This is a genomic window from Vibrio sp. 10N.239.312.D08 (genome assembly GCF_041466145.1).
Taxonomy (GTDB): domain Bacteria; phylum Pseudomonadota; class Gammaproteobacteria; order Enterobacterales; family Vibrionaceae; genus Vibrio; species Vibrio crassostreae_C.
On record NZ_JBFSSD010000008.1, the window covers coordinates 16,699 to 40,758 of the forward strand.

Annotated in this window: 15 protein-coding genes and 1 pseudogene; 9 read left to right on the top strand and 7 right to left on the bottom strand. The window is 44.8% G+C overall.

Annotated features, from left to right (window positions below):
• Positions 1-93: 93 nt before the first annotated feature.
• The 3 genes from AB6D58_RS06140 to yghU form a co-directional block, all read right to left on the bottom strand.
• Positions 94-417 (bottom strand): DOPA 4,5-dioxygenase family protein, encoded by a 324-nt coding sequence (locus AB6D58_RS06140; RefSeq protein ID WP_017064766.1) that lies wholly within the window; start codon positions 415-417, stop codon positions 94-96.
• Positions 418-621: 204 nt separating this feature from the next.
• The gene (locus AB6D58_RS06145; RefSeq protein WP_372072843.1) at positions 622-5,109 is read right to left on the bottom strand and encodes an SslE/AcfD family lipoprotein zinc metalloprotease; all 4,488 of its coding nucleotides are present in this window, start codon (positions 5,107-5,109) and stop codon (positions 622-624) included.
• Positions 5,110-5,385: 276 nt separating this feature from the next.
• Positions 5,386-6,243, bottom strand: a complete 858-nt coding sequence (gene yghU / locus AB6D58_RS06150) for a glutathione-dependent disulfide-bond oxidoreductase (RefSeq protein ID WP_102332906.1) — start codon at positions 6,241-6,243, stop codon at positions 5,386-5,388.
• A gap of 284 nt (positions 6,244-6,527) precedes the next feature.
• On the opposite strand from yghU, the gene AB6D58_RS06155 reads away from it, so the two are divergent.
• Positions 6,528-6,872 carry a YajD family HNH nuclease gene (locus tag AB6D58_RS06155; RefSeq protein WP_017060876.1) on the top strand — a complete coding sequence of 115 codons (345 nt, stop codon included), beginning with the start codon at positions 6,528-6,530 and terminating at the stop codon, positions 6,870-6,872.
• 180 nt (positions 6,873-7,052) lie between these two features.
• Here AB6D58_RS06155 and AB6D58_RS06160 read toward each other — a convergent pair whose 3' ends face one another.
• Complete coding sequence (locus AB6D58_RS06160) at positions 7,053-7,433, bottom strand: hypothetical protein (RefSeq protein WP_017064770.1); 381 nt, start codon at positions 7,431-7,433, stop codon at positions 7,053-7,055.
• 594 nt (positions 7,434-8,027) lie between these two features.
• Here AB6D58_RS06160 and AB6D58_RS06165 point away from each other — a divergent pair.
• The 3 genes from AB6D58_RS06165 to AB6D58_RS06175 all read left to right on the top strand — a co-directional run bounded on the left by AB6D58_RS06165 (position 8,028) and on the right by AB6D58_RS06175 (position 13,565).
• The gene (locus tag AB6D58_RS06165) at positions 8,028-9,266 is read left to right on the top strand and encodes an OFA family MFS transporter (protein ID WP_372156750.1); all 1,239 of its coding nucleotides are present in this window, start codon (positions 8,028-8,030) and stop codon (positions 9,264-9,266) included.
• Between the two features lie 57 nt (positions 9,267-9,323).
• On the top strand, positions 9,324-10,988 hold the full coding sequence (locus tag AB6D58_RS06170; protein ID WP_372156753.1) for a VRR-NUC domain-containing protein: 1,665 nt from the start codon (positions 9,324-9,326) through the stop codon (positions 10,986-10,988).
• 222 nt (positions 10,989-11,210) lie between these two features.
• Positions 11,211-13,565 carry a fatty acid cis/trans isomerase gene (locus AB6D58_RS06175; protein WP_372083787.1) on the top strand — a complete coding sequence of 785 codons (2,355 nt, stop codon included), beginning with the start codon at positions 11,211-11,213 and terminating at the stop codon, positions 13,563-13,565.
• A 102-nt stretch (positions 13,566-13,667) separates the two neighbouring features.
• Here the strand turns inward: AB6D58_RS06175 and AB6D58_RS06180 are convergent, their stop codons facing one another.
• Complete coding sequence (locus tag AB6D58_RS06180; protein ID WP_372058269.1) at positions 13,668-14,606, bottom strand: LysR family transcriptional regulator; 939 nt, start codon at positions 14,604-14,606, stop codon at positions 13,668-13,670.
• Between the two features lie 93 nt (positions 14,607-14,699).
• On the opposite strand from AB6D58_RS06180, the gene AB6D58_RS06185 reads away from it, so the two are divergent.
• The 3 genes from AB6D58_RS06185 to AB6D58_RS06195 are packed head-to-tail and all read left to right on the top strand — an operon-like array spanning position 14,700 to position 18,740.
• Positions 14,700-16,025: a cytosine permease gene (locus AB6D58_RS06185; RefSeq protein ID WP_017064775.1), complete on the top strand. Its 1,326-nt coding sequence runs from the start codon at positions 14,700-14,702 to the stop codon at positions 16,023-16,025.
• A 5-nt stretch (positions 16,026-16,030) separates the two neighbouring features.
• A complete protein-coding gene (locus AB6D58_RS06190; protein WP_372156756.1) occupies positions 16,031-17,155 on the top strand; it encodes a DUF917 domain-containing protein in 1,125 nt (374 codons plus the stop codon).
• 4 nt (positions 17,156-17,159) lie between these two features.
• Positions 17,160-18,740 carry a hydantoinase/oxoprolinase N-terminal domain-containing protein gene (locus AB6D58_RS06195; protein ID WP_372156759.1) on the top strand — a complete coding sequence of 527 codons (1,581 nt, stop codon included), beginning with the start codon at positions 17,160-17,162 and terminating at the stop codon, positions 18,738-18,740.
• A 135-nt stretch (positions 18,741-18,875) separates the two neighbouring features.
• Here AB6D58_RS06195 and torS read toward each other — a convergent pair whose 3' ends face one another.
• Positions 18,876-21,881, bottom strand: coding sequence for a TMAO reductase system sensor histidine kinase/response regulator TorS (gene torS / locus AB6D58_RS06200; protein ID WP_372100270.1), 3,006 nt, complete (start codon positions 21,879-21,881; stop codon positions 18,876-18,878).
• Between the two features lie 92 nt (positions 21,882-21,973).
• Here torS and torT point away from each other — a divergent pair, with 92 nt between their 5' ends.
• Both torT and AB6D58_RS06210 read left to right on the top strand, forming a co-directional pair.
• Positions 21,974-23,002, top strand: a complete 1,029-nt coding sequence (torT, locus tag AB6D58_RS06205) for a TMAO reductase system periplasmic protein TorT (protein ID WP_372156761.1) — start codon at positions 21,974-21,976, stop codon at positions 23,000-23,002.
• 60 nt (positions 23,003-23,062) lie between these two features.
• Positions 23,063-23,518: a methylglyoxal synthase gene (locus tag AB6D58_RS06210; RefSeq protein WP_017060888.1), complete on the top strand. Its 456-nt coding sequence runs from the start codon at positions 23,063-23,065 to the stop codon at positions 23,516-23,518.
• Positions 23,519-23,638: 120 nt separating this feature from the next.
• Here the strand turns inward: AB6D58_RS06210 and AB6D58_RS06215 are convergent.
• Positions 23,639-23,989 (bottom strand): annotated as a pseudogene (locus AB6D58_RS06215) (VOC family protein).
• Between the last annotated feature and the right edge of the window lie 71 nt (positions 23,990-24,060).

The following is a 24,060-nucleotide window of genomic DNA, read 5'->3' on the forward strand; positions in this document are numbered from 1 at the left end:
TCCTTAAAACAAAGGCTCCTCATTTGAGGAGCCTTTTTATTGTTCATGTATTTTCCGGTCGGAATGAGTTAAGTGCAATATTGGTATATTTGATTAGCTAGTAAGCGTTTCTTCAAAGACACCCAATTCACGACCAAGCCAGATCGCTCGTACTGTGTGATCCAAAGTTTCTTCACCGCCAGTTACAGGGTGAATAAGCACCGACATATCACCGCGTTCTTGCTCAAGCCATTCAACAATGCCCGACTCTTTGTTCGCAAAGTGAATCTCAAACATTGGCATCTTATGTGGACCAACCAAACGCTGTATTAGTGGAAAAACCTCTAATACATCTTTACGTTCCGATAGAATTTTCTGACGCAGTGTTTCTGCCTGCTCTGCAAATCGCAGAGGGAAATAGATATGACCGTGGTACATGGCACCATCCTTTAGAATTATGATGCGAACAGTTTAACCTGCTTTCTCTAGCAAGGACAGTCAACCAATGGCAGCCGAAGTATTAAACATCATGTAGAAGACTGATCTAGCTGAAATTTCTAGAGCATTCCAACAAAAACGCCACACGTAGTTTCAGTGTGGCGTTTGTTTTTAAGCTATAAAATGCTTTAGCAATAATTAGCGTTAGTAAATTGAATCAACATTCAAAGGACTGTTGTTTGGTTTCTCTAGTTTTAATTGTTCAACCGCACTAAGACCTTTAGAGCTAATTCCGCCACTATAAGACTTCGTGCCATCAGCATTAGTCATGGACGTTTCGCCCACGTTCCAAACTTCAAAGAAGTCACTTAAGTCATAGTTTGAAACATAAGAAGCGCACACCATCATTAGGTCTCCACCAGAAAGCCCAGTCTCGCTAGCACTACAATAGTTCGTATTCGAGTCGCCTTCTCTATCACCTCGAGCTTTACGGTGCATAAGTTTGAACATGTTCCAGCCTTCATCTTCACCATACACATCAGATTGGCTTGCGCCGCGTGTATACCAATCATCAATTGCAAAGTTCGATTTTGCCCAGATTTTTAGCTGACCAAACATAACTAATCGTAAACCTGCATCACCATGTGACCACGCATGTTCATTATTAAGCTCTAGCCATTTAGGTGCTTTCTTAATATCCGATTTAATACGATCCATTTCAGGGTTTGCATTGCGCCCCTCTAACTCCTGCATATACAACGCAAGAAGGTTATTGGTCACTTCTGTACTACCAGCCGCAAGGAAAGGAGCTGATGCTAAGTTGTGACCAACTTCATGCCACAACAACCAATCGTTCACAGGGTTGGTTGGAATGTATGTCCGATTTGCGTTAAAGCTTGAATTCATCACTGGGTAGCCAGAGTGAGCAGCGCCAATCGAAATCTGCACGTCATTCACAAAACGATGGCGGAACGCATTCAGTTCTGGATAAGTGAACCTACGGTGTAAACCAGTGCTTTGTTTCTCATCACGCCCGTAGAAGTCACTTGCCGCTTCAGCGAATCGATTCATATCTGTTGCGAATTGGTTCAAATCAGCGGATTCTAGATTCCTGATTGGTGTAGTGTAAATAAATGAACCCGTATCGATTTCTGCAATTGGTGCGTCTGCCGATTGAATAGTGTTAATCCACTGTCCCTCTTTCCACCAAGCCGCTTTTAACGCGCCATCAATGCTAAACGAGACTTCACCAAGCTCTTTTACTTTCGGTTGAATGTAAATAAGGCCACCATACGGAACCTTGAAAGTTAAGCTCGAACCATTGTAGTCAAAGCTGGTTTGCATACGTGGAGGGCGTTTCAAACTCGTTTCGTGATTCGGCTTACCTGTAAGATCATCCGCGATCATCACAGTAATCGTAGCTGCCACGCCATCTTGAATGGTTACTTCTTGTAATTGAGGTGCCCACAGACCTGTCGATTGATTGTTTCCTGCCGAATACGTCACCGCTTTACCGTTGGTCTGAACCATTACCGTACTTGACGAAGATGCCCCCGAAGTTCGACCCGGATACATTGTGGTATCAACAACGATTTCATGATCCCAGAATGAGCGCCCCAACATAATACGAGTCAGAGGTTTCTCCATGTAATTTAATGGATAGCTAGGATTCAACTGCCCAGATAACTCACCTTCGCCATGAATCATTCCATTAGCGACTAACGACGCTTTTAGGTCAACAGGACACTGTGCATCCATTGTGTCTGTTTGATGTAAGTCTTCGGTATAACAGTTAAGGAACTGAACAGCCTGCTTGAACCCCAACTCATCTTGTATTTCTGTTTCAAAATGGTATGCGTTGTCATTCCACATCCAAACAGACAGGTTATCAAACGCTTGATTCAATTCGCTGTTAGACAGACGCTTACCTTGAGTACCTTTTGTTCTATAGTAAATTTCATGCTCATAAAGCGCCGTAAAGTTAGTGCCCAAGTTCGCCGCTTTAACCATGCTACCAACAACAGCTTCACTTACTTCATAGCGATCAAAGTCTGCGCGATGATAAGCACCACGAACAGTAACACCGTCTCCAGAACGAGTCTCAATACAGTTAAATTCATATTCATAATCGTTTGTACAAAGATCAGTTCCAACAAATGCAGATTGCAGTTCTTTGATCGCCGCTTCACGCTCTTCTGCCGATTCAACAAAGATACGTGCGGATTTTTTCTCCATTACTGTTACACCAGACGCATCAAGCACTGGCTTCCCTTCAGCGTCTAACTTAGTAACCTCATAAGTCGGGATCTCAAACTTAATCTTGGACTCATCTTTGATCCACTCAACCGTACCATCTTGATTTACCGTGAATGGAGGCTCTCCTTGGTTATCTTGAAAACGCTCAAGAACCACCATTTCCTTTTGACTCTTCACGTGAAGATTAGGATAAGGTGCTTGGCAGTAATAAGAGCTACCGCAGAAAGCTTGGTTTGTCGGGGTAACGTTTTCACCACCAAGAGATACACCTACGGCATCTGCCAAGCGTCCAACAGGTTCAGGATTAGTCGTTTGAATCGCATCCATAAACAAGATATTGCCACCGTCATTAACATAGTTAATAAGAGCCGTAATATCGTCTTGGTTTAAGTTCGGGTTATCCAAGTCAGCAACAAACTGGTTAGTCATGCCATCTTGAACCAACTTAGGTGGGTATGCCTGAAGGATCAAAATCGGCGTATTACTCGCATCCAAATCATCAAAGTCACCTGAACCACGCTTTTCTACTGACGCAAAACCATACTGAGGACTAACAAAAAACGTGTACTGCTTACCCATTGTGGAGTGGTGATAAGCCGAATAGGCTTGGTCAATATTGGTCACTGCATTCATCCCAGCAATAGGCAAACCATTATTGAACCACTCAAACAAGTTCGAGAAAAACAACCTCATGCTGCCTTGGTCATCATGTAGTAGGTTTTCAAACGTCGAAACAGTGCACTGTTGTTTGTTGCTGTCGATATGTAATGTGCGATTAGCCCAATAATTCTCTGGGCATGACAGAATACTTGGATATAAGCCATTGCCCATGAACACGACCTTACCTTTGCCTATCTCGCCTGCAGTAACGAATGGGAAACCATAAGTCGCGTTGTCTTCAGAGACTAAAGGAATCGGAGGCATCGAGATGCTTGGGTGTTGTGCGATGTAAGGCTTACCTTCACGAGTCCAAGCCTGTTGCTCACCAAAGTAAAGCTCACGGTTTTTATCAGTTCTTGGCATCACCACAGGGAATGCTCTGTTCGATATGTTCAGAGCTCGCATACCACGGGTATACCCCGTCGCACCGTAAAAGCTACCATTGTCATTGAAGACATGGAATGTGGTGACGTTGTGGAAGATTTGCTGCAGAGACTCTGTTACATACTGACCAGAATTCATAGATAAAACGGCAGGTTGACGAACATAATCCATAAACTGAGGCGTTTGGCGCAGCTGCTCATCAATGACTGCCGTTAACCCTTGGCTAAACTGACCAACAAACTCATTAGGAAGTTCGAAGTCTGTACCCTCTATCAGCCCCCCATTTGGCAGAGTTAGGTTGATCAACTCATTTATAACGTTAGGGTAATTTGAAAAGGTATCTTGGACTTCTTCAGATATCTCATAATAACTTACATGATCAACCGCATAGCGCTCTAGTAATGACTGGATATTCGCTTTCTCAACCACATTATTGGTCACATCAGACAATTTATAAGCAACCTGATTACCCGTAATGGAGCCAAACTCAAACGTATCAATACCAAAAACGATTCTGTCGCCCCACAGGTACTCAAAGACTCCCTCTTCATCCGTCACGCCCGTCGCGTTAGCCGAAAAGAAACTGATCCCAGAAATCGGCGTACCATTAGCGTCTGTAAGCTTACTGCGAGTTAACACCTTACCTTCAACACTTGGCTTATAAGCATAGGTAGACTCTGCGTCTGCAGAAACAAAACCAGCGTTAAGGTTATTGTCCGCATTAGGGTCAACCGCAGGAACAACAGTTGTGTCTACGTGTGAACTAGGAGCCTTACCTACTTCATCGGTAGATTCTTCTTCTTTCGATGAAAAGTACGCATCGACAGCATCTTGATCATCAAGTTGCGAGAACACATCCTCAATATCAAAAGCATCCAGCTCTTTTAAACAGATAGCACTTTCAGTCTCACAAACATCAATTGATTCGAGTACCTTGGTAACGTTATCTCCATGTAATTCTGTCAACTCAAATGACGCATGAAGCGCATCATTTGAAATCGTGCTTTCTGTGACTTCAGGGAGAGGAGCAGTGAAATCACCTAAAGTGAGATGACCCAGTGTACAACTAAAACTTACTCCTTGATTCACACTGAACGAGCCAGTTTCAAGGCGGATACCATCACAATACACATCGCCTGATACGATATTTCCACTCGACAGTAACGTACCTATATAAGTCGTTGGAGGAATAATATCCGTCGGTGGGATAATGTCAGTCGGAGGAAGAATATCCGTTGGTGGAACAATGTCTGTAGGCGGAAGGATATCTGTTGGTGGAATAATGTCTGTTGGAGGAACCGTATCAGGGCCATCACTATAGCTTAGTGAGTCGTGATTACACCCTAAAAGAGCCGTGGATATGATAGCCAACGCAATTAAGTTTTTTTTCATTGAGCGAAGTTAGTCGTAATTTAAAGTGGACCGTTATCTTATAGATTTACTCCACCTCGATGACTATTGTTTTTTGTCTTAACCACAAAGACCATTACTCATAAGCGATTGAATAAGAAAAACAAAATGATAATTGAGACTCTCATTCCAATTACAAAACCTCTCCCTACCTTAAAACGGAAAAACGCCATATCTCGATTGAGATATGGCGTTTCAATTAGCCATTAACATTAAGACCGATAGGGTATATCTGCCAAAAACACGTTCAAAAAAGAACTAAGGCTTAAGCTTTAAAACTCGGTCAATGTCTTCTGCAGAATGGCGCTCTGGTACTTGCTCCCACTCTTCGCCAAATGAACGATTAACCACTCGGCCGCGTTGGAAACCTTCACGCGCTTCTAGCTGCTTCGCCCAGCGCACAACGTTGGTGTAAGACTCAACTTGTAGAAATTCGGCTGCGTCGTAAATTTTGCCAAGTACTAAGTTACCGTACCAAGGCCAAATCGCGATATCTGCAATAGACAGCTCTTCACCCGCAACGAAAGTGCTGTTAGCAAGTTGCTTGTCTAACACATCTAGTTGACGCTTAGCTTCCATTGCGAAGCGGTTAATTGGGTACTCTTGCTTTTCATCCGCGTAAGCGTAGAAGTGACCAAAACCACCACCTAGGAATGGCGCAGAACCTTGTGCCCAGAACAACCAGTTAATGGTTTGTGTTCTTGCTGCCCCTTTTTTTGGTAAGAAGTGACCAAATTTTTCTGCTAGATGCATCAAGATAGATGCCGATTCGAATACATTCACGTCTTCGTCACCAGACTTGTCGACAAGTGCTGGTATTTTGGAGTTTGGATTCACGCCAACAAAGCCAGAAGAGAACTGATCAGCCTCACCAATGTTGATCAAGTACGCATCATATTCAGCTTCTTTAACACCCGCCGCTAACAACTCTTCCAGCAAGATAGTGACTTTTTGACCGTTAGGTGTGCCAAGAGAATACAATTGAAAAGCATGGTCACCAACAGGAAGCTCTTTATCAAAGCGAGCTCCAGATTCAGGACTATTGATGTTTGCCCACTTGTTACCACCAGCAGTATCGTTAACCCAAACTTTTGGCGGAGTGTATTGTTCTGACATGATATTTCCTTATTAATATAGGGTCTCACAAACTGATATTAGGTCACATGCCTGCGGTTAAAACCCCTGAATACGATTTATTTTCAAACTGTTAAGCATGGCTTATTCCAGAAAGACATAACCCGCTTAAGCGTTAGTGTGTAGAAGGTAAGTCTGTATTCAAACTTCAATCTAATATCGATAAGTCCACTGCATCATTTAGCAATGATTTTACGAACGACATACCGACAGCTTCAAGAAAGCTGTGATAAAATCGGGATATTACAATTGATAAGGATTTGGCAATGTCTTCTGATTTCACAGGTTCGAGTGCAGCGTATGCTCGCCAAGAGAAAGGCTACCGCGAAAAAGCACTAAAACTGTACCCTTGGGTTTGTGGTAAATGTGCGCGCGAATTTGTTTACTCAAACCTCCGAGAGCTTACCGTTCACCACGTGGATCACGACCATACAAACAACCCTGAAGATGGCAGCAACTGGGAGCTACTGTGCCTGTACTGTCACGATCATGAGCATTCAAAATACACTGACCATGAGCGTTATGGTGTGGATGCAAAAGCGAGTTTAGATGATCATCAGTCAGCGACACACAACCCGTTCGCCGATCTCGCTAAGATGATGAAGAAATAACACACCTTCAGAGTAGTCTTTGGTAGATGGTAACTGCTAGATAATAGATACATAACAAGTAACCCCAGTATGTCACCATACTGGGGTTACTTTTATCTGCCGTCATAACCAAATAATAGAGTTCAGGTAGGCAGGATCAAAAAAGCCTTCCGAAGAAGGCTTTTTAAGAATCAAATCGAATTATGCTGCCGCTTGCTTGCGAGACTCTTCTACTTTCTTAGCGCGTTGTTTTAGCGTCAATTTATCGCGGTATGCAAACCAAACGTAAGACACAACCACTAAGAAGAACAGGTATGACAATGAGAAAATGAACGGCGATTGAATGATATCGTTCGAGATACCCCAAGAAACACCGATAACAGTCACTGCAATTTTCGCAAAAAAGCCACACATCAATAGCACTAATGCCAACTGTGGGAAACGCGTACTGCGGAATGCAAGCCAGTAGCAACTACCAACTGCTAGAGCCGCAACATAGAAGCCGAATAGGAAAGAGTGAATATGGTCAGCTGCCGCTACACCACCAGAAATTGACATCAATAAAATTAAAAACAGTTTCATAATACTCGCCTCACCATAAGTTGGAAACGCATCCTTTCAAATTTGGAATCTCAGTTTGCATACTATTTTCCCACTTTTTACGGACAACACAACCCCTCCAATCGAACAAAATGTAAGCAAAAGTACTAACAAAAATCACCCTTAACAATTGCTTAACATTCTGTTTTTAATAAAACTCCGTTACTCCTTGTCTCATATGAACAAAGCGCTGTTACGATTTATTTTGTTACACAAATTTAACCTTGGAAATTAATTAAAATTATTTGTAACTCTGTGATATCCGCACGCAATACGCGTCTATTCAAAAACCATCACCTCAAAATCCCTGAAATAATAAGAAGACAGAGCGAAAAAGAACAAAATAGAGAGGTGTTAAAAACATTTCAAAAACCAATGAAAAACAACTTATTAACAAATTGAATTTAATTTACCAAAAATGGAAAAAGAGATTCCAATCACTTTTTAATTGGTTATAATCCGCGCTCTTTTGCGCTATCTGTTGATAAACGCAAACTAATTTTGAAGAAACAATCACAATAACCCGTCTTTAGTTAAGTGGCTCTCCACTAACCGATGACAAAACTGAGAATAAAAATGAGCAAGATTGATAAAGCAACACGTATCCTGCTAGCAGGCTTCTGTATCAACCTTTGTCTTGGCATCCTGTATGCTTGGAGTGTATTTAACAAAGCGCTAGTAACTGAAGCTGGTTGGAGTGCTGCTGAAGCATCTTCACCTTACGCTATTGCGACTATCACATTCTCTGTTTCTCTTCTTGTTGCGGGCATCCTACAAGACCGTATGGGGCCACGTAAGATCCTTATCTTAGGTACAGCGCTTACAGGCCTAGGTATGATTGCTTCTGGTTTCGCTACAACGCCTATGATGCTGAACATCACGTTCGGTATTATAACAGGTGCAGGTATCGGCTTCGGTTACGCATGTCTGTCTCCATCAGCAATGAAGTGGTTCCACTCTTCTAAGAAAGGTATGGTTAACGGTCTTATCGCAGCAGGCTTCGGTCTTGCGGCTATTTACCTAGCACCAGTAACTTCTGCGCTAATCGACAGCATGGGTATCCAAACTAGCTTTATGATTCTTGGTGTTGGTGTACTTGCAATCGCAGTACCTCTAGCATCAACAATCAACAACCCACCAGCGGATTACACGCCAGCTGAGCCTAAAGTAAAAGCAGGCCAAGCTCCTAAAGCGGTTAAGAAGACTGAAGACCTAACTTGGAAAGTAATGCTGAAGACTCCTCAGTTCTACTCTCTATGGATCATGTACGCATTCGCTGCATCTGTTGGTCTAATGATCATCGGTAACATCACTACAATTGCTAGCGTTCAAGCTAACCTGCCAAACGCAGTTTACCTAGCGTCTATCCTTGCAGTATTCAACTCAGGCGGCCGTGTTGCTGCGGGTATGCTTGCAGATAAAATCGGTGGCGTACGTACTCTACTTCTAGCGTTCATCCTTCAAGGCGCGAACATGGCTCTATTCGCTACGTTCAACTCTGAATTCACGCTAATCATTGGTACGGCTATCGCAGCGGTTGGTTACGGTACGCTTCTAGCAGTATTCCCAACACTAACTGCTGAGTTCTACGGCCTGAAAAACTACGGTACTAACTACGGCGTGCTTTACACGGCATGGGGTATCGGCGGCGCTATCGGTGCAGCAGTTGTTGGCTTCTCAATGTCAAACGGCGAAGGTTACGGCCTAGCTTACACAATCTCTGCAGTTATGATGGCAGTGTGTATTGTTCTAGCAATCATCACTAAACCAATCTCTGAAGCTAAAGTTGCTGAACTAAAAGCATCACAAGCTTAATCAACAGAAAAGATTGAATTTGTTACTGAAGAGCTTAACCTTAGGGTTAGGCTCTTTTTGTATCAAGCGACTTCTCCATTGACGACCGAAACCACTCTTCAGCTCTCCCCCACTTATTATCTCGACAACTTCAATCGACTGGTTGAACACGCTCAAACGCTCTACCCCGATCTTCTGAGTGATGATGAATGTCGTTGGTTGTCCGCATACAAACGTCTTTCTGTTTCAAGCCAATGCCTAATGGTTCGTTTGCTTTCTCGTAAAGGCCGTTGGTTTCGCAGCGATAAACTCAACTATGTTGAGATCCCAGATCTAAAGACCGAACTGCAAGAGCTAAACAGCTCAGGCTTCATTGGGTTGAGTCATCCCGAAGAACAGCATGACCTCGCCATTAGTGAGGTCGAGCTCGGGTTGCACTTGCTCACCAAACCAGAGCTGTTGAGTGTATTCCCCGCCCTTAAGAGCCATAGAAATGCCAAGAAAGACGAGCTGTTGTTACGGCTTGATCAGCAACCTTTTGATCAATTTCAAAACCTCTCTTTCGACTGTATTTACGTCATCGAATCTCAAGTGATTGATGTATTACTGTTGCTGTTCTTTGCCAACACCTATCAAGACTTAAGTCAGTTCGTGTTAAGTGACCTTGGGCTACACACCTTTGAGAACTACCCATTAAGCAAGCAACGCCGCTTCTTCACCTCTAGGGATCAGCTCAATCAATTAATCCAGATGCGCGATATTCAACGCTTGTATTCAGAAGGTGACCGCAAAGATGGCGAGTTTCTGGAACTGCTTTTAAATGCGATTCCTGAAGAATCAGAACACAGAAGTATTGCCAGAAAACGATCGCGTTTGATCAATGATGTTGCTCGCGATCTTGAAAGGCTTAATCTAAACGACCAAGCAATCTTTTGGTTCAGACAATCTACACTTCCTCCGAGCAGAGAACGACTTGCACGCATCTATGATAAGCAAGGTACGCTAGACTCAATGTGTGACATTGTCACGCAAATGAAAGCTACTCCATCGGATGTGTCAGAGTTGGAAGTCGCTATTAAGCTTGAAGACCGGCTGCTACGGAAACAGGGGCACAAAGTTTCACGAACCATAAAGCCGAGCTGCAAAGAGTTAAAACTGGAATTAGACCTCAGCCAAACTCGAGTCGAGCTTGCGGTAAAGCAGCATTTTGAGAACCAAGGTTGGGACGTCTACTTTTCAGAAAACAGTTTTCTGTGTGGCTTGTTTGGTTTGGCTTTCTGGGATGTCATTTTCGCAGACGTTGAAGGCGCCTTTATCAATCGTTACCAACATCGACCATTGGATCTGTACCATTCAGATTTCGTAGACAAGCGAGCCGAACAGATTGAAGCCGTGTTTCAAACGATATCCAAACATGGGCTGAACCATTTTCTTGATACTTACGATGAAAAGCAAGGTATCGCGAACCCCTTTGTTCATTGGAATTATTTTCCTAAAGCACTCATCGAACACGGCATGGCTTCAATTCCAAATGCCTTGGTTGTAGACCTCTTCAAAGTGATATTGAGTGACTTAAAGCTATTTAGAACTGGGATGCCGGATTTGATTGCGTTCAAGGGCGATGAGTTTCATTGGATTGAAGTCAAAGGCCCTGGCGATAAACTGCAAGACAACCAGTGGCGCTGGATCAAAGAGTTTGAGCGATTGTCTGTCCCCTTCTCTGTTTGTTACGTCAATCAATGAGTCTTAGCTCTTAACTCTTAACTCTTAACTCTTAACTGCTAGCTTTTAGCTCTTGGGACTTAAATCTAGCTAAGTCTAAACACCAATTTCTGAGCACTAGCGAGTGACGCGCATCGACAAGTCACTCGCCCCATCAAGATCTTGTCTACAAAATTGTTAGAACATGAGCATTTTCAATCATTTTCGATATAATTATAGAAAATGCCTAATATTTAAATACGTATGAATTTAAAAAAACTCTTCATTTTAGCTTTTGTTAGCGTCTTCTCAGGTTGTGCCGTCTACGCGGGTTTAAACTTCGACGAACTGTTTGGTGAACAACAAGTACGCGATCGCCAAGCACCTATTCTTTCAGCTCAAGCGCAGCACTTCATTGACGAAGTAAAGCCCATCATTGATAACCGATGCGTGGTTTGTCACGCTTGTTATGACGCCCCTTGCCAACTCAAAATGTCTTCAGTGGAAGGTATAGACCGAGGCGCGAGCAAGGCACTCGTTTATCAAGGCACCCGCTTAACGGCATCAGCCCCTACTCGCTTGTTTGAAGATGCTTTAACCACGCAAGAGTGGCGCGATGCGGATTTTCATCCTGTCCTCAATGAGCGTATGCAGAACTCAACGGCTAACCTCGATGCTGGTCTTGTTTCTCGTATGTTGATCCAGAAAGAGAATCACCCTCTGCCCGATCAAACCCAGCTTGAAGGTTTCGACTTTTCAATCGATCGCGACCAACAGTGCCCAACCATTGAAGAATACGCTCAATACGAGAGAGATTACCCAACTTGGGGAATGCCTTATGGGATGCCAAACTTAGACAAAACCGAATACGCGACTTTAATGAGTTGGTTGGAAAATGGCGCGTTAATGAACGACCACATTCCATTGACTGATGCAGAACAAGAGCTCGTTAATGTCTACGAAAGCTTTTTAAACAAGAGCGACAATAAGAGTCAACTTTCAGCACGTTATATCTACGAGCACCTGTTTTTATCTCATGTCTATTTTTCTGATTTAGCTCAACCAACGCGTTTCTTTACTGTTGTTCGCTCTGCAACACCACCAGGTGAAGCGGTACAACGCATCACGACTCGTCGCCCTTATGACGATCCAAAAGTAGACCGTGTTTACTACCGTCTGATTCCAGAACAAGGCACTATCGTCGACAAAACGCACATGCCTTTCGCGCTTAATAAAGAGCGTCTACAAAAGTGGAACACCTGGTTTGTCGACGTAAATTACGAAGTAAAACAACTACCTAGTTACGACATCGATGTTTCAGCAAACCCAATGACATCATTTGAAGCGCTGCCAGTAAACTCGCGCTTCAACTTCATGTTAGATAACGCGCAAAACACCATCATGGCCTACATCAAAGGACCTGTGTGTCGTGGTCAACTTGCCTTGAACGTAATTAACGACCGTTTTTGGGTTTTCTTCATCGACCCAGAGAAAGCCGATGTTCCAGAAATCAACGCCTTCTACGCAAGTCAAAAGAAAAATTTAAAGCTACCTAGCGAACTAAAAAGTAACACCGTACCTGTGACCAACTGGGTAAGATACGCAAAGCAACAAGCGCAATACCTAAACGCGAAATCAGACTTCACTAACCAATGGTTCGAGAGTGGCGTCCACCTAGACACTGGCATCATTTGGGATGGCGATGGCATCAACCCGAATGCTGCTCTCACCGTCTTTAGGCACTTCGATAGCGCCTCTGTTGTACAAGGGTTAGTTGGCACGCAACCTAAGACTGCGTGGATTCTTGATTATGCTCTTCTAGAGCGTATTCATTATCTTCTCGTTGCAGGCTTCGATGTTTACGGCAACTTTGGCCACCAGCTGATTACACGCATGTTCATGGACTTCTTGCGTCTTGAAGGTGAGAGTAACTTCTTAAGCCTTCTTCCTAAAGACGTTCGTCACATTGAACACTCTAGTTGGTACCAGAACCAAAGCGCACAACTGAGTGACTATTTGCAGCGAAACATTGCACCTTTTGATCAGCCGACCAGCGTGGTTTACAAAACGGCGGATCCGAAACACGAACTGCTTGATATGATCAAAGATAAGCTCGCACCTGTTCTCGATAATCGCTTTGAGATTGTTGAAACAGGTTTTGGTAGGAAGAATGAAGCACTGCTTAACCAAGTGAATTTGATAAAGGGCGAAGGCCTGCGTCATGTGCCTCAATTAGTGATGATCATGATTGAAGGCGAAAACGGCGAAGAGCAACTGTTCACCATGATTCACAATAACGCGCACAGCAACATTTCTAGCTTGTTTAATGAAGAAGGTAACCGTGATTACGCCAATGATGACCTTACCCTCGTACGAGGCGTTGTCGGTAGCTACCCTGCGGCTTACCTATCATTAACCGAGAGCGAGATTCCTACTCTGGTTAAAACGCTACAGAACTTGAACACGGAAGAAGACTACGTGGCGTTACTTGATAAGTTTGCTGTACGACGCAGCTCTCCGGAGTTTTGGCCGTTCAGTGACCGTGTCCATCGCTGGTATCAACAAGCGCAACCTATCGAGTTCGGCCTGTTGGATTACAACCGCTTTGAGAACCGCTAGTTTTCACGCATAACTTTTAAAAACAAAAATCCTCTGTCTTGGCAGAGGTTTTTTGTTTATGGGGAAAAGTATCGTAAATGCTATTGAGAAGCGAGAAGTGCTCTAGATTGAACCCGATGTTTCCGGTTGGTGTAGCTCATCAAAAAACGCACGCGCGGCGGGGGAAAGGGAATCTACAGGTTGCTTCAACACCACATAAAACTGACTCTTAAGGCTCCACTTCTCGGGCTGAAGCGGAATCAAGGCTTGGTCATAATGGCCACGGTCGATTAAATGAGACGGTAAAAAACTCAGGTGTGTGCCCGCCAAGGTTAAAATTACACCCGACTCGACATGCCAGCCATCAAAAGGCTTTACGGAATCGTACTGCTCAATATTCAGTAATCGGAACATCTCATCTTTGGCATAGCCGCCCATGTTGATACGACAGCCATCCAATGAGAAATCCTTGTCCATGATCTTCTCAGCCAGATCCTTACGCGCATACAGATAACTGTGCTCTTCAAACAGTGGGTATTTATGTTGAAACGCTGATTTTTGATGTGACCCTAGAACCACTATCATCATATCAATCTGGTTCTTTGCTAACTTCTCATTCAACTGGGTGAAATCCCCGACATCAACACTCACCTCAACACTGTTACTGCGTTGGTAAAACGTCTCGATCGCTTTGGGAAGTGGGTTATAAGGCAAAGTGACGGTGTTATCCAAACATCCAATTCGCACATGCCCAGAGAGTTCCGTCTGTACACCTCGTAACTTATAAGCGAAGTCGGTTAAGGTCGATTTTAGTTGGTTCGCATATTTATACACTTGCTCACCTTCATGAGTCAGCTTAAAACCACGTCGACCACGTTGGCATAATGTTAATTCTAAGCTTTTTTCCAAGGCAATAAGCTGATTACTCAGCACTGGTTGACTAATCCCAGTGCTTGCGACCGCCTGATTGATGCCTCCTTGTTCAACAATTTCACAAAAAAGCTCTAATCTACGTAGGTCTCTTTTATCTAACTTATTGTTTTTATTCACTTTGCCACTCACATTTGTTTTTTGTTATGTTTACATCTGATTATATTCATTTATTAACAATAAATACATCAGTATGCTTTATTCACACTTATGGAATAACAATGCATGGATGGCACTATGGCGGCAGAAGCTTACGTGAATAAACCCGAAGCAACACACAGCCACAAAAAGATAGATGACTTCGAGTTGGAACCCGTTCCCGAGAAGGCCAAACGATCTTGGTGGGTCATCAGCCTTATTTGGTTGGCAATCGGCATCGACATTTCGGGACTGTTTCTCGGCTCGATTCTAAGCAGCGGTATTGGTTTTGAAGACGCACTGCTTGCCACGTTTATTGGTTCAGGCTTATTGGCGATCATCGCGATGCTGTGTGCCAACATTGGCTTTCAAGCTGGCGTCTCTACCCCGCTGGTGAGCAGCGCGGTATTTGGCCGTAACGGCGGTAAAATTCTTGGCTTCATCAACGGCATCTCATTAGTCGGCTGGTTCGCATTCCAGGCTGATTTCTTCGCTTTCATCATGGTCGATGCACTGGCGAAATACGACATCATAATTTCACACCTCACCGCTCTTATTGGCGGCAGTGTGTTAATGATGATGACGGCTATCTATGGCGTTCGTGCTTTAGGCAAACTCAGTACCTATTCTGTTCCATTGATGGTGACGTTGATTACCATCGGTTTGTTTATGGCTGCTGATTATCAAGGTGGCGCAGCGCCATCGATTGAAGATCCTTTGACGCTTGGCCAAGCCATCTCTTTTGTTATGTCTATCTGGATTCTAGCTGCGGTTGCTGCACCTGATATTGCTCGCTACGCCAAAACACGCCGTGATGCGATTTTAGGAGCGGGTATCGGTTTCCTCGTCGGCAACAGTGCCATCATTCTTATCGCATTGATCTTGACCAAAATGACCGGCACCGACGACCTAGTCGAAGTCTTCTTCACCCTAGGTTTAGGCATGGCGGCCATTATAGTACTGGTATTCGCACAATGGACCACCAACAGTAGCAACCTAACCTCTGGCGGCTTATGCATGTCGATGGTTCTACCTAAGATTCCGCGCCCTGTTCTGGTTGTGATCATGACCATCGTCGGCATTGGTATCGCTCAACTCGGCATGGTGAACAAGTTTACCGACTTCTTAATGCTACTCAGCGTAACCATTGCGCCTGCTGCGGGTGTCTACATCGTTCAATATTATGTTTTAGATTCGACAAAAATGAGCTTTGAGAACATCCAACAAGTTCCAGCTTGGATGTTTAAAGGCTTGGCTTCTTGGGCATTTGGTACTGCATTCAGCGCTTGTACTGCACCAGAGTTTTTCAACCTGTTTTCGTTCACCAGCATCTCGGCGTTAGACGGCATTCTTGCCGCTGGTGTGATTTACCTCGCCCTAATGAAGCTTTCTCCTTCAAGTGATAAGGAATAGTAGTTGTGATTATTACTGAACAAATGATTGATGATATCGCGCTGGGTGCGACGGTATTAGGTACTGGCGGCGGCGGTGACCCATACAGCGGTGCCTTGATGGCGAAAGTAGCCATTGCAACGGCAAAGCACCCTGTACGCATGATTCCTTTAGAAGACGTGCAAGACGATTGGATGACAGTGCCCTCTTCAATGATTGGCGCACCAACCGTCGCAGTAGAGAAACTCAATTCGAAAGATCAAATGTTGATTGCTTTCGAAGCGATGGAAAAAGCGCTCGGCACTGAAGTGGCGGCAACGTTTCCTATCGAAGTAGGCGGCTTCAATTCATTGATTCCAATTCTCGTTGCAGCACAAAAGAGCATTCCTGTGATCGATTGTGATGCGATGGGACGTGCGTTCCCAGAAGCTCAGATGGTGACCTTCTTTCTTGATGGTCTCCCTTCTGCACCAAACACATTGGCCGATGAGCGTGGCAATGTCGTCACACTTTACCCAATTGACGGTATTTGGTCTGAAAAGTTTGCGAGACCAATTACCGAACAGATGGGTGGCTCTGCAGCAATGTGCGATTACCCAATGAACGGTAAGAACCTAAAACGCAGCGCACTGCCCGCAACACTGACCCAAGCGATGAAAATTGGTCAAGCGATTAGAATGGCGAACGACAACAATCAGAGTGGCACACGGGCCGTATTAGACATTGTCGGCGGCCATACCATCATCAGTGGCAAGATTGTTGATATTCAACGTGAAACCGATGGTGGTTTTGCAACAGGTGGTGTCGTGATTGAAAAGCTGGCTCAGTTTGAAGATACCGGCGTCGATAACGTGTTTGTGCAGTTCCAAAACGAATTACTTCTCGCGCACAAAGGTACAAGCCGCGCAGACATGAGCCAAGATAACCTGCTGGCATCAACACCGGATCTTATTTCGATCTTGGATCATGAAACGGGTAAGCCAATCACAACCGAACAACTTCGTTACGGGCAGCGCATCGACCTTATCGCTTACCCTTGCGACCCCAAATGGCGCACTGACAAAGGTATTGAAGTCGCGGGCCCGGGTTACTTTGGCTACACCGTCGAGTATCAAACCATTGAACAACTAAAGTCTGCATTGAAGAGGTAGTCGCATGACAAACATTACGCTTGATTACTGCCGTTTGGGCATTGACGTAGGTGGCACCAATACCGACGGTGTGCTGCTCGACGCAGACTTAAATGTGATTGCCAAAGTAAAAACCGCAACCACACATGATGTTTCAACAGGGATCGACAACGCGATTTCTGCGCTATTAAACCAAGCAAACATTGATGGTCAGCAAGTGAAACACGCGATGCTTGGCACGACTCAATGCACCAACGCAATCGTTGAACGAAAAGGCTTAGACAGAGTCGGCATGATTCGCTTAGCGCTTCCCAGTGGTGATAGCGTCCCGCCCCTTTGTGGTTGGAGTGAAGCGTGGCAAAACCTGCTTGGTCAGCACTTCTACCAAGCACACGGCGGCTATGAATATGACGGCCAGTTGATTGCCGACATTCAAGAGTCTGAGATCCGCGAGCTTTGCCAGAAAATGAAAGGCCAAGTGGATTCCATTGCTATCTGCGGAGTGTTCTCTCCCGTCAACGGCGACCAGGAGCTTCAAGCAGCAGAATGGATTCAACAAGAACTTCCGGGCGTGAACCTATCGTTATCCCATAAAGTGGGCAGTTTAGGGCTTTTAGAGCGTGAGAACGCCACTATCCTCAATGCTGCTCTGCAAGGTACAGCAAAACGATTCGTAGACGGCTTTTGTAATGCACTCATCAATCATGAAATCCACACCACGCCTTATTTCGGTCAGAACGACGGAACACTGATGTCGCAGCAATTCGCATTGATGTACCCGATTCTTACCGTGGCTTGTGGCCCAACAAACTCGATTCGCGGAGCAAGCCACCTGACCAAGTTAAAAGATGCAATCGTGGTCGATGTGGGTGGCACTACGTCTGATATCGGCGTGCTAACTCACGGTTACCCAAGAGAGTCGAGCTTAGCGGTAGAGATTGGCGAAGTGAGAACCAACTTCCGCATGCCTGATATTTTGGCGTTAGCCATTGGTGGTGGTACCAAGGTTCGCTTTGAACAGCAGCGTATAGAGCTAGGCCCAGAAAGTGTTGGCCATACCTTGACGCAAACAGCGCGTAGCTTTGGTGGTGATGAACTTACGCTCACCGATATTGCACTCAAAACAGGACAAATGCAGTGGCAGGCAGAACATCAACTGAGTGATGAGATTGGTGTTTCAGCCGAACAAGCAAGCAAGATTTATCAACAAATGGTCACGGATGTTGAAGAAGGCATCGATAAGATGAAGACCTCTGCGGCGAGTGTACCCGTAATCATGGTTGGTGGTGGTAGTGCCCTATTCCCAGATCATTTTGAAGGTGTGAGCCAAGTGGTTCGTCCTAAGCACTTTGAAGTGGCTAATGCGATTGGTGTTGCGTTGGGTGAAATATCAGGTCAATTCGATAAGATCGTACCGATTGACCCAGCATCACGTGAAGAGACCTTAAAGGGCTTGGAAGCGCAATCAAAGCAACTGGCGATTGAAGCTGGCGCTTGCAGCGATAATGTCGCGATCATTGAACGCAGCGAGATTCCATTAAGCTACCTACAAGGCAATATGGTTCACGTTAAGATCAAAGCTGCTGGACATATCAAGATGGCTTAGAGCCGTTCCTTGAAAGCCTTACTTAGATTCTTATTCGACAATAAAAAAGCAGGTCACTTCTTCATATTAAAACGGAGAAATAGCCTGCTTTTTGTTTTCTGTTCTTATTTTGGGGCTTTCCGCCCAATAGCCACTCTATAGTTGCTCTCGGAGCGCTGCTAACGAGTCTTTCACCAATTCAGGTAATGAGTCTGCATTATCGCGATATTGAAGTAATGGATCCTCGCTCGCTTCAATGCTCTGGCATAAAGCAAACAGTGCAGATAATCCTAGGCTGCCGGCAGACCCTTTCAGTTTATGAGCTAAAGACTTAATTTCACGAGCGTTGTCAGCGGCACTTGCCACAATCAGTTCATCGAGAGTGACTTGGCTGCTTTGGTCAAACAACCCAACAATCTGCACTATTTTTTCTCGACCGAGAATGGCCAAGTCGTCTTTGATAATCTTAGGGTTAATCATCTGCACAATCGGTTCTCCTTGATTATGTTCCGCGTCTTGGTTTGCTCGTTGTGTCGAGCTTGCAAATGCCAATGCTGATAAGTCTAGCTCGGTTTCCTGAGGTTTAGAGTTTAGCTGACAACAAACAGCATCTGACGGATCCGGCTGAGGCAGCAACAGCGTGTGACCGTCCAACTGCTCAACAATCAATTCCGATAATGCTTCCTTCTCTAACGGCTTAGGTAAGAATCCATCAAAGCCAGACGACAAATAGCTTTCCACTTCTTCGTTAAACACATGAGCCGATACTGCGATCATTGGGGGTACTTTTCGAATTACGTCTTCTTCACTTTTATGCTGAAGCGCATCGTCTTTGAGTTGTTGAATTAACTCGACGCCATCGCAGTCGGGTAAGTTAATGTCCACCAGCGCAATATCGAACTCTTGCTCACTGAATATGGCTCTCGCTTCTTGTCCGGTTGTCGCAATCACAACCTCGTGCCCCAAGTTATGCAAGAAGCCTTCAGCAACGATGCAGTTTACGGGGTTATCTTCAATCAGAAATACTTTAGCTCGAATACACGCTTCAATGACCGGTACTTTCGTTTCTATCTTCTCACCGGCTTCAAGTGGCAGTGAGAACCAAAACTGGCTACCCTCGCCTTCTTCAGAATGAACGCCAATATCCCCGTTCATTGCCAACATGATGCTTTTACTGATCGCTAATCCAAGCCCTGTGCCGCCGGTTTTGTTGCGACCGCTATCGGTTTGGGTAAAGGCATCAAACAGACAAGCTTGTTCGCTAGCATCAATACCGACACCTGTATCTGACACTTCAAACATCACTCGATTTTCATCTTCGATATCTAAGCTGATAAAGATATCGACCGAGCCACTTTCCGTAAACTTAATCGCGTTACCGACCAAATTATTCAAGATTTGGCTGATTCGCGTTACGTCACCACGCCAATAGCGTTGCACATCACTTTCAATATGGAAATCAAAGTTCAGCTTCTTCTCAGCGGCACGCCCTTCCATCAATTGGTAGGTATCTTGAACCATCTGATGAAGATCAAACGAAGCAGTGCGGATTTCTAAATGCCCTGCTTCAATCTTTGAGTAATCCAACACGTCATTCAAAATCGCGAGTAGGTTCTTACCGCTGCGGTTAATGATGTCTGCATAGCCGGATTGCAGCGGGTCTAACCCGGTATCTTTGAGCAATCTTGCAGTACCTAATACACCGTTCATCGGCGTTCGTATTTCATGACTCATCGTCGCAAGGAAAGCGGATTTTGCGCGGCTTGCTTGCTCTGCGGCGTTACGAGCCTTAGCGTGGTTCCCTACCTCGATGTTCAGCTTCTCATTGGTCTTTTGCAGCTGGTAGGTTCGGTCTGTGACCAACTCTTCTAAGTGTTCTTTGTGCTCTTCAAGTTCGCGTTTCGCCTTTGCTTCACCCACCGCAACCACTTGTAGCGCCTGCGCGGTGTTTCTGGCAGTGATGATCGCCTCGCCCATATGAGCCAGCTCATCATTACCCTTTACCGAGATATCAATATTCAGGCGACCTTGTGCGATAGACATCAAGGCCGATGAGTATTCAGTAAGACGTTTAACAACCGAGATATACACCACTCGCCACACGATAAATGCAACGATAACCAAACCAATAACCGAAATCACAGACAGTGACCATTGAGCCAAATTCAACGTGCTGGTCAGCTCATCAACCGCTTTTTTGGTACTGCGGTTTGAATCATCAACCAGTTGGTTAACCGTTGTATTCAGCTGAGAGAACAGCTCCAACGTATTTTGCATCAGAAACTCTGACTTTTTGGTGTTCTCATATTGTTCTAATGAAATATCGAACACGACTTGGCGTTTTCTGAGCTCTTCTAGAAGCTGAGACATCTGCGCTGAACGAGTAGGATCTTCGACCGCTTTAACGCGGCGCGCCATGATTCTTAGGTTGGATTCAAATTCTGATTGGATTTGATGAATACGCTCTACGTTGGTAACGGTTTGCGTTTCTTCAATTTGGTTAAGCATTTTGAACGCCAGCAAATGCAATTCGTGTAGGCGCTCAGACAAATCAAGGTCAACCTCTACAAGCGCATCTAAGGCTTGGTAGGCTTTATCCGTTTCTTTGGTTTCTAGCAGGTCATAGATATGCGTGACGTTAGCAACCGCAATGGTAGCCGTGTTCAAAACTTGGGTTCGCGTCAACTGCTCTAGCTCTTCGGCCAATAGGCGCATCTCTTCGACACGAGACGACAACTCTTTGCTTAACCAAAGCTTACGCTCAACCGACACACCCAACTCAGCCAGTGTGTTAATAACGCTTTGAACATTGTTTTCGAGTTTATTGAGGAGCTGAGAATCGAAACTGTCGACACCAAGCTCTTTGATATGTTGAAGAAGCGACTCAAGTTGGTCAAACAGTACGGTGCCAGCCTCTTTTCTTTCAGCTTCGTTTCTCGCATTAGAAAGTGTTTGTACTGACGAAATAATACGGTTACTCAACTCAGAAACCTGACGAGCTTCGATCATGGCAGGAAGCGCCGAATCAACGACGTTTCTTTCCGTTTTGGCTACAAAGCTAAAACCAGAAACACCGATCAATGCAGACAATAGAACCAACAGTGCCATCACTAAGAATGAGGCCAGCAGCTTGCGTCCAATACTCGCTGAAGCTAACAACATAAACTCTAAACCTTAAAACGTTCTTCTTTACCCATGCAGAATACGCTATATTTTGCAGTGTTTCTTATCTAAAACCAATAAAACGGCAATTCATGCTATCTAGACCTTTCGCTTCAATAATTCTTCTCTCACTACTGGCCTCAGTGACCACTGTCTCAGGGGCTAGCGAGCCTTTGAGCCCAATAAAACCAGCCGAAGCCACATCACACAAAGAGAAAATTTGTGCCATTTATCCGCACCTCAAAGACTCTTATTGGTTGTCGGTAAACTATGGAATGATCTCTGAAGCAGAAAAGCAGCAAGTTGAGCTAAGAGTATTGGAAGCTGGCGGTTACCCCAACGTGGCCAAACAAGCCTCGCAACTGGTGCTTTGCACACAATGGGGAGCCGATGCGATTATTTTAGGCACAGTTTCACCCGATGCATACCATGACAACCTTACTGATTGGGTTGGCTCGACGCCTGTATTTGCTACGGTAAATGAGTTAACCGTCAATGAAGAACAACAGAAGGTATTAAAAGGTACGGTCGGTGTCGATTGGTACCAAATGGGATACCAAGTCGGAGATTTTTTGTCGAAACGACACCCGAAAGGATCAGGCGAAACACCTATCGCCCTGTTACTTGGTCCACAAGCAAGTGGCGGCACTAAGCCTGTGGCACTGGGGTTTTATGATGCGATCAAGTCGAGTGATATCAAAATCGCGATCAGCTATTGGGCAGATAACGATAAAGAACTGCAAAGAAACCTAGTACAACAGGTGATCGAGGAGCCGGATATCCAATATATAGTCGGAAGTGCCGTCGCGATTGAAGCAGCGATCAGTGAGCTACGAGCGGCCGATAAAACCGAAGAGATTGGGTTAATCTCAAGTTACCTAAGTCACGGAACCTACCGTGGTTTACTCCGTAACAAGGTACTTTTTGCGCCAACAGATAAAATGGTTGAGCAAGGTCGCTTGTCGGTAAAACAAGCCACGAGTTACTTACGCGGTCAACCTTACGAGCAACACAGCGCACCGATTATCGAAGCGCTGACACCTGCAACTCTCAAAGATCAAATTATCGCCGACTCATTGTCACCTTCTGAGTTTCGTCCGGTATTCAGTGTGAATCCATAGTGCTATATTGGCTGAAGAACTCAAAACAATAAAAACGAAACAACAATTTAGGGAACATTCATGCAAAAAACGACGCGCACTATGCCAACACATAAGCATATCGCTTTGGTCGCTCATGACCACTTCAAACCTGAGCTACTAAGATGGGTCAAAGAGAACAAAGAAAAACTACAAAAGCACTTCCTTTACGCAACGGGCACGACTGGTTCTTTACTAAGTAAAGAGACAGACTTAGCAATCAAGAGCATGATCAGCGGCCCTATGGGCGGTGACCAACAACTTGGCGCGCTTATCTCTGAAGGCAAGATCGATATGCTGATTTTCTTCTGGGATCCACTTAATGCTGTACCACATGACCCAGACGTAAAAGCACTGCTTCGTATCGCAAGTGTTTGGAACATTCCTGTGGCCACTAACCGCGCTACCGCTAATTTCTTGTTTAACTCTTCACTGCTTGAAGAAGAAGTAATCATCGAGATCCCAGACTACGAAGCGTACCTAGCTGAGCGCACGTAATCGCACGTTAAATGTGCTCTCTACTGAACAGACTAAAAAGCCTGCATTTTATCGCAGGCTTTTTTATGTCTCGTTTTCAGACATTAAACAGTTCAATCATAAAACAGTGCGAGAGTCTCTCTATTTATCGCTCCACACTGCCATCTCGTTGCCACTTGGCTCTCTGAAATGGAAACGTCTGCCGCCGGGAAAGCTAAAGATCTCACGGTTTATCTGACCACCAGCATCAATTACATCGCGCTCGGTTTACTCAAGATCTTGGCTATAAAAAACCATCAGCGCCGCGCCATTATCCGTATTCGACGCCAGATCCGCCAAATAGAAGCCGCCCATTAAGCCTTTGCCTTCAAACGCAGAATACTCAGGGCCATAGTCTTCAAAGCTCCAACCAAACACTTGACTGAAAAACGCCTTAGTTGCGGCGATGTCTTTCGCAGCAAATTCAATGTAGTTAATAGAGCCGTGTTCCATAGCAAATTCCTTATGCTTTATGCGTCTGCCTGGTGATATTAGGGCAGGGATTGAAGATCTAATCTTAGACA

Excerpts from the sequence above, each read along its gene's own strand:
- AB6D58_RS06140 (WP_017064766.1), bottom strand. The coding sequence starts at position 417 with ATGTACCACGGTCATATCTATTTCCCTCTGCGATTTGCAGAGCAGGCA.
- AB6D58_RS06145 (WP_372072843.1), bottom strand. The coding sequence starts at position 5,109 with ATGAAAAAAAACTTAATTGCGTTGGCTATCATATCCACGGCTCTTTTA.
- yghU (WP_102332906.1), bottom strand. The coding sequence starts at position 6,243 with ATGTCAGAACAATACACTCCGCCAAAAGTTTGGGTTAACGATACTGCT.
- AB6D58_RS06155 (WP_017060876.1), top strand. The coding sequence starts at position 6,528 with ATGTCTTCTGATTTCACAGGTTCGAGTGCAGCGTATGCTCGCCAAGAG.
- AB6D58_RS06160 (WP_017064770.1), bottom strand. The coding sequence starts at position 7,433 with ATGAAACTGTTTTTAATTTTATTGATGTCAATTTCTGGTGGTGTAGCG.
- AB6D58_RS06165 (WP_372156750.1), top strand. The coding sequence starts at position 8,028 with ATGAGCAAGATTGATAAAGCAACACGTATCCTGCTAGCAGGCTTCTGT.
- AB6D58_RS06175 (WP_372083787.1), top strand. The coding sequence starts at position 11,211 with ATGAATTTAAAAAAACTCTTCATTTTAGCTTTTGTTAGCGTCTTCTCA.
- AB6D58_RS06185 (WP_017064775.1), top strand. The coding sequence starts at position 14,700 with ATGGATGGCACTATGGCGGCAGAAGCTTACGTGAATAAACCCGAAGCA.
- AB6D58_RS06195 (WP_372156759.1), top strand. The coding sequence starts at position 17,160 with ATGACAAACATTACGCTTGATTACTGCCGTTTGGGCATTGACGTAGGT.
- torS (WP_372100270.1), bottom strand. The coding sequence starts at position 21,881 with ATGTTGTTAGCTTCAGCGAGTATTGGACGCAAGCTGCTGGCCTCATTC.
- torT (WP_372156761.1), top strand. The coding sequence starts at position 21,974 with ATGCTATCTAGACCTTTCGCTTCAATAATTCTTCTCTCACTACTGGCC.
- AB6D58_RS06210 (WP_017060888.1), top strand. The coding sequence starts at position 23,063 with ATGCAAAAAACGACGCGCACTATGCCAACACATAAGCATATCGCTTTG.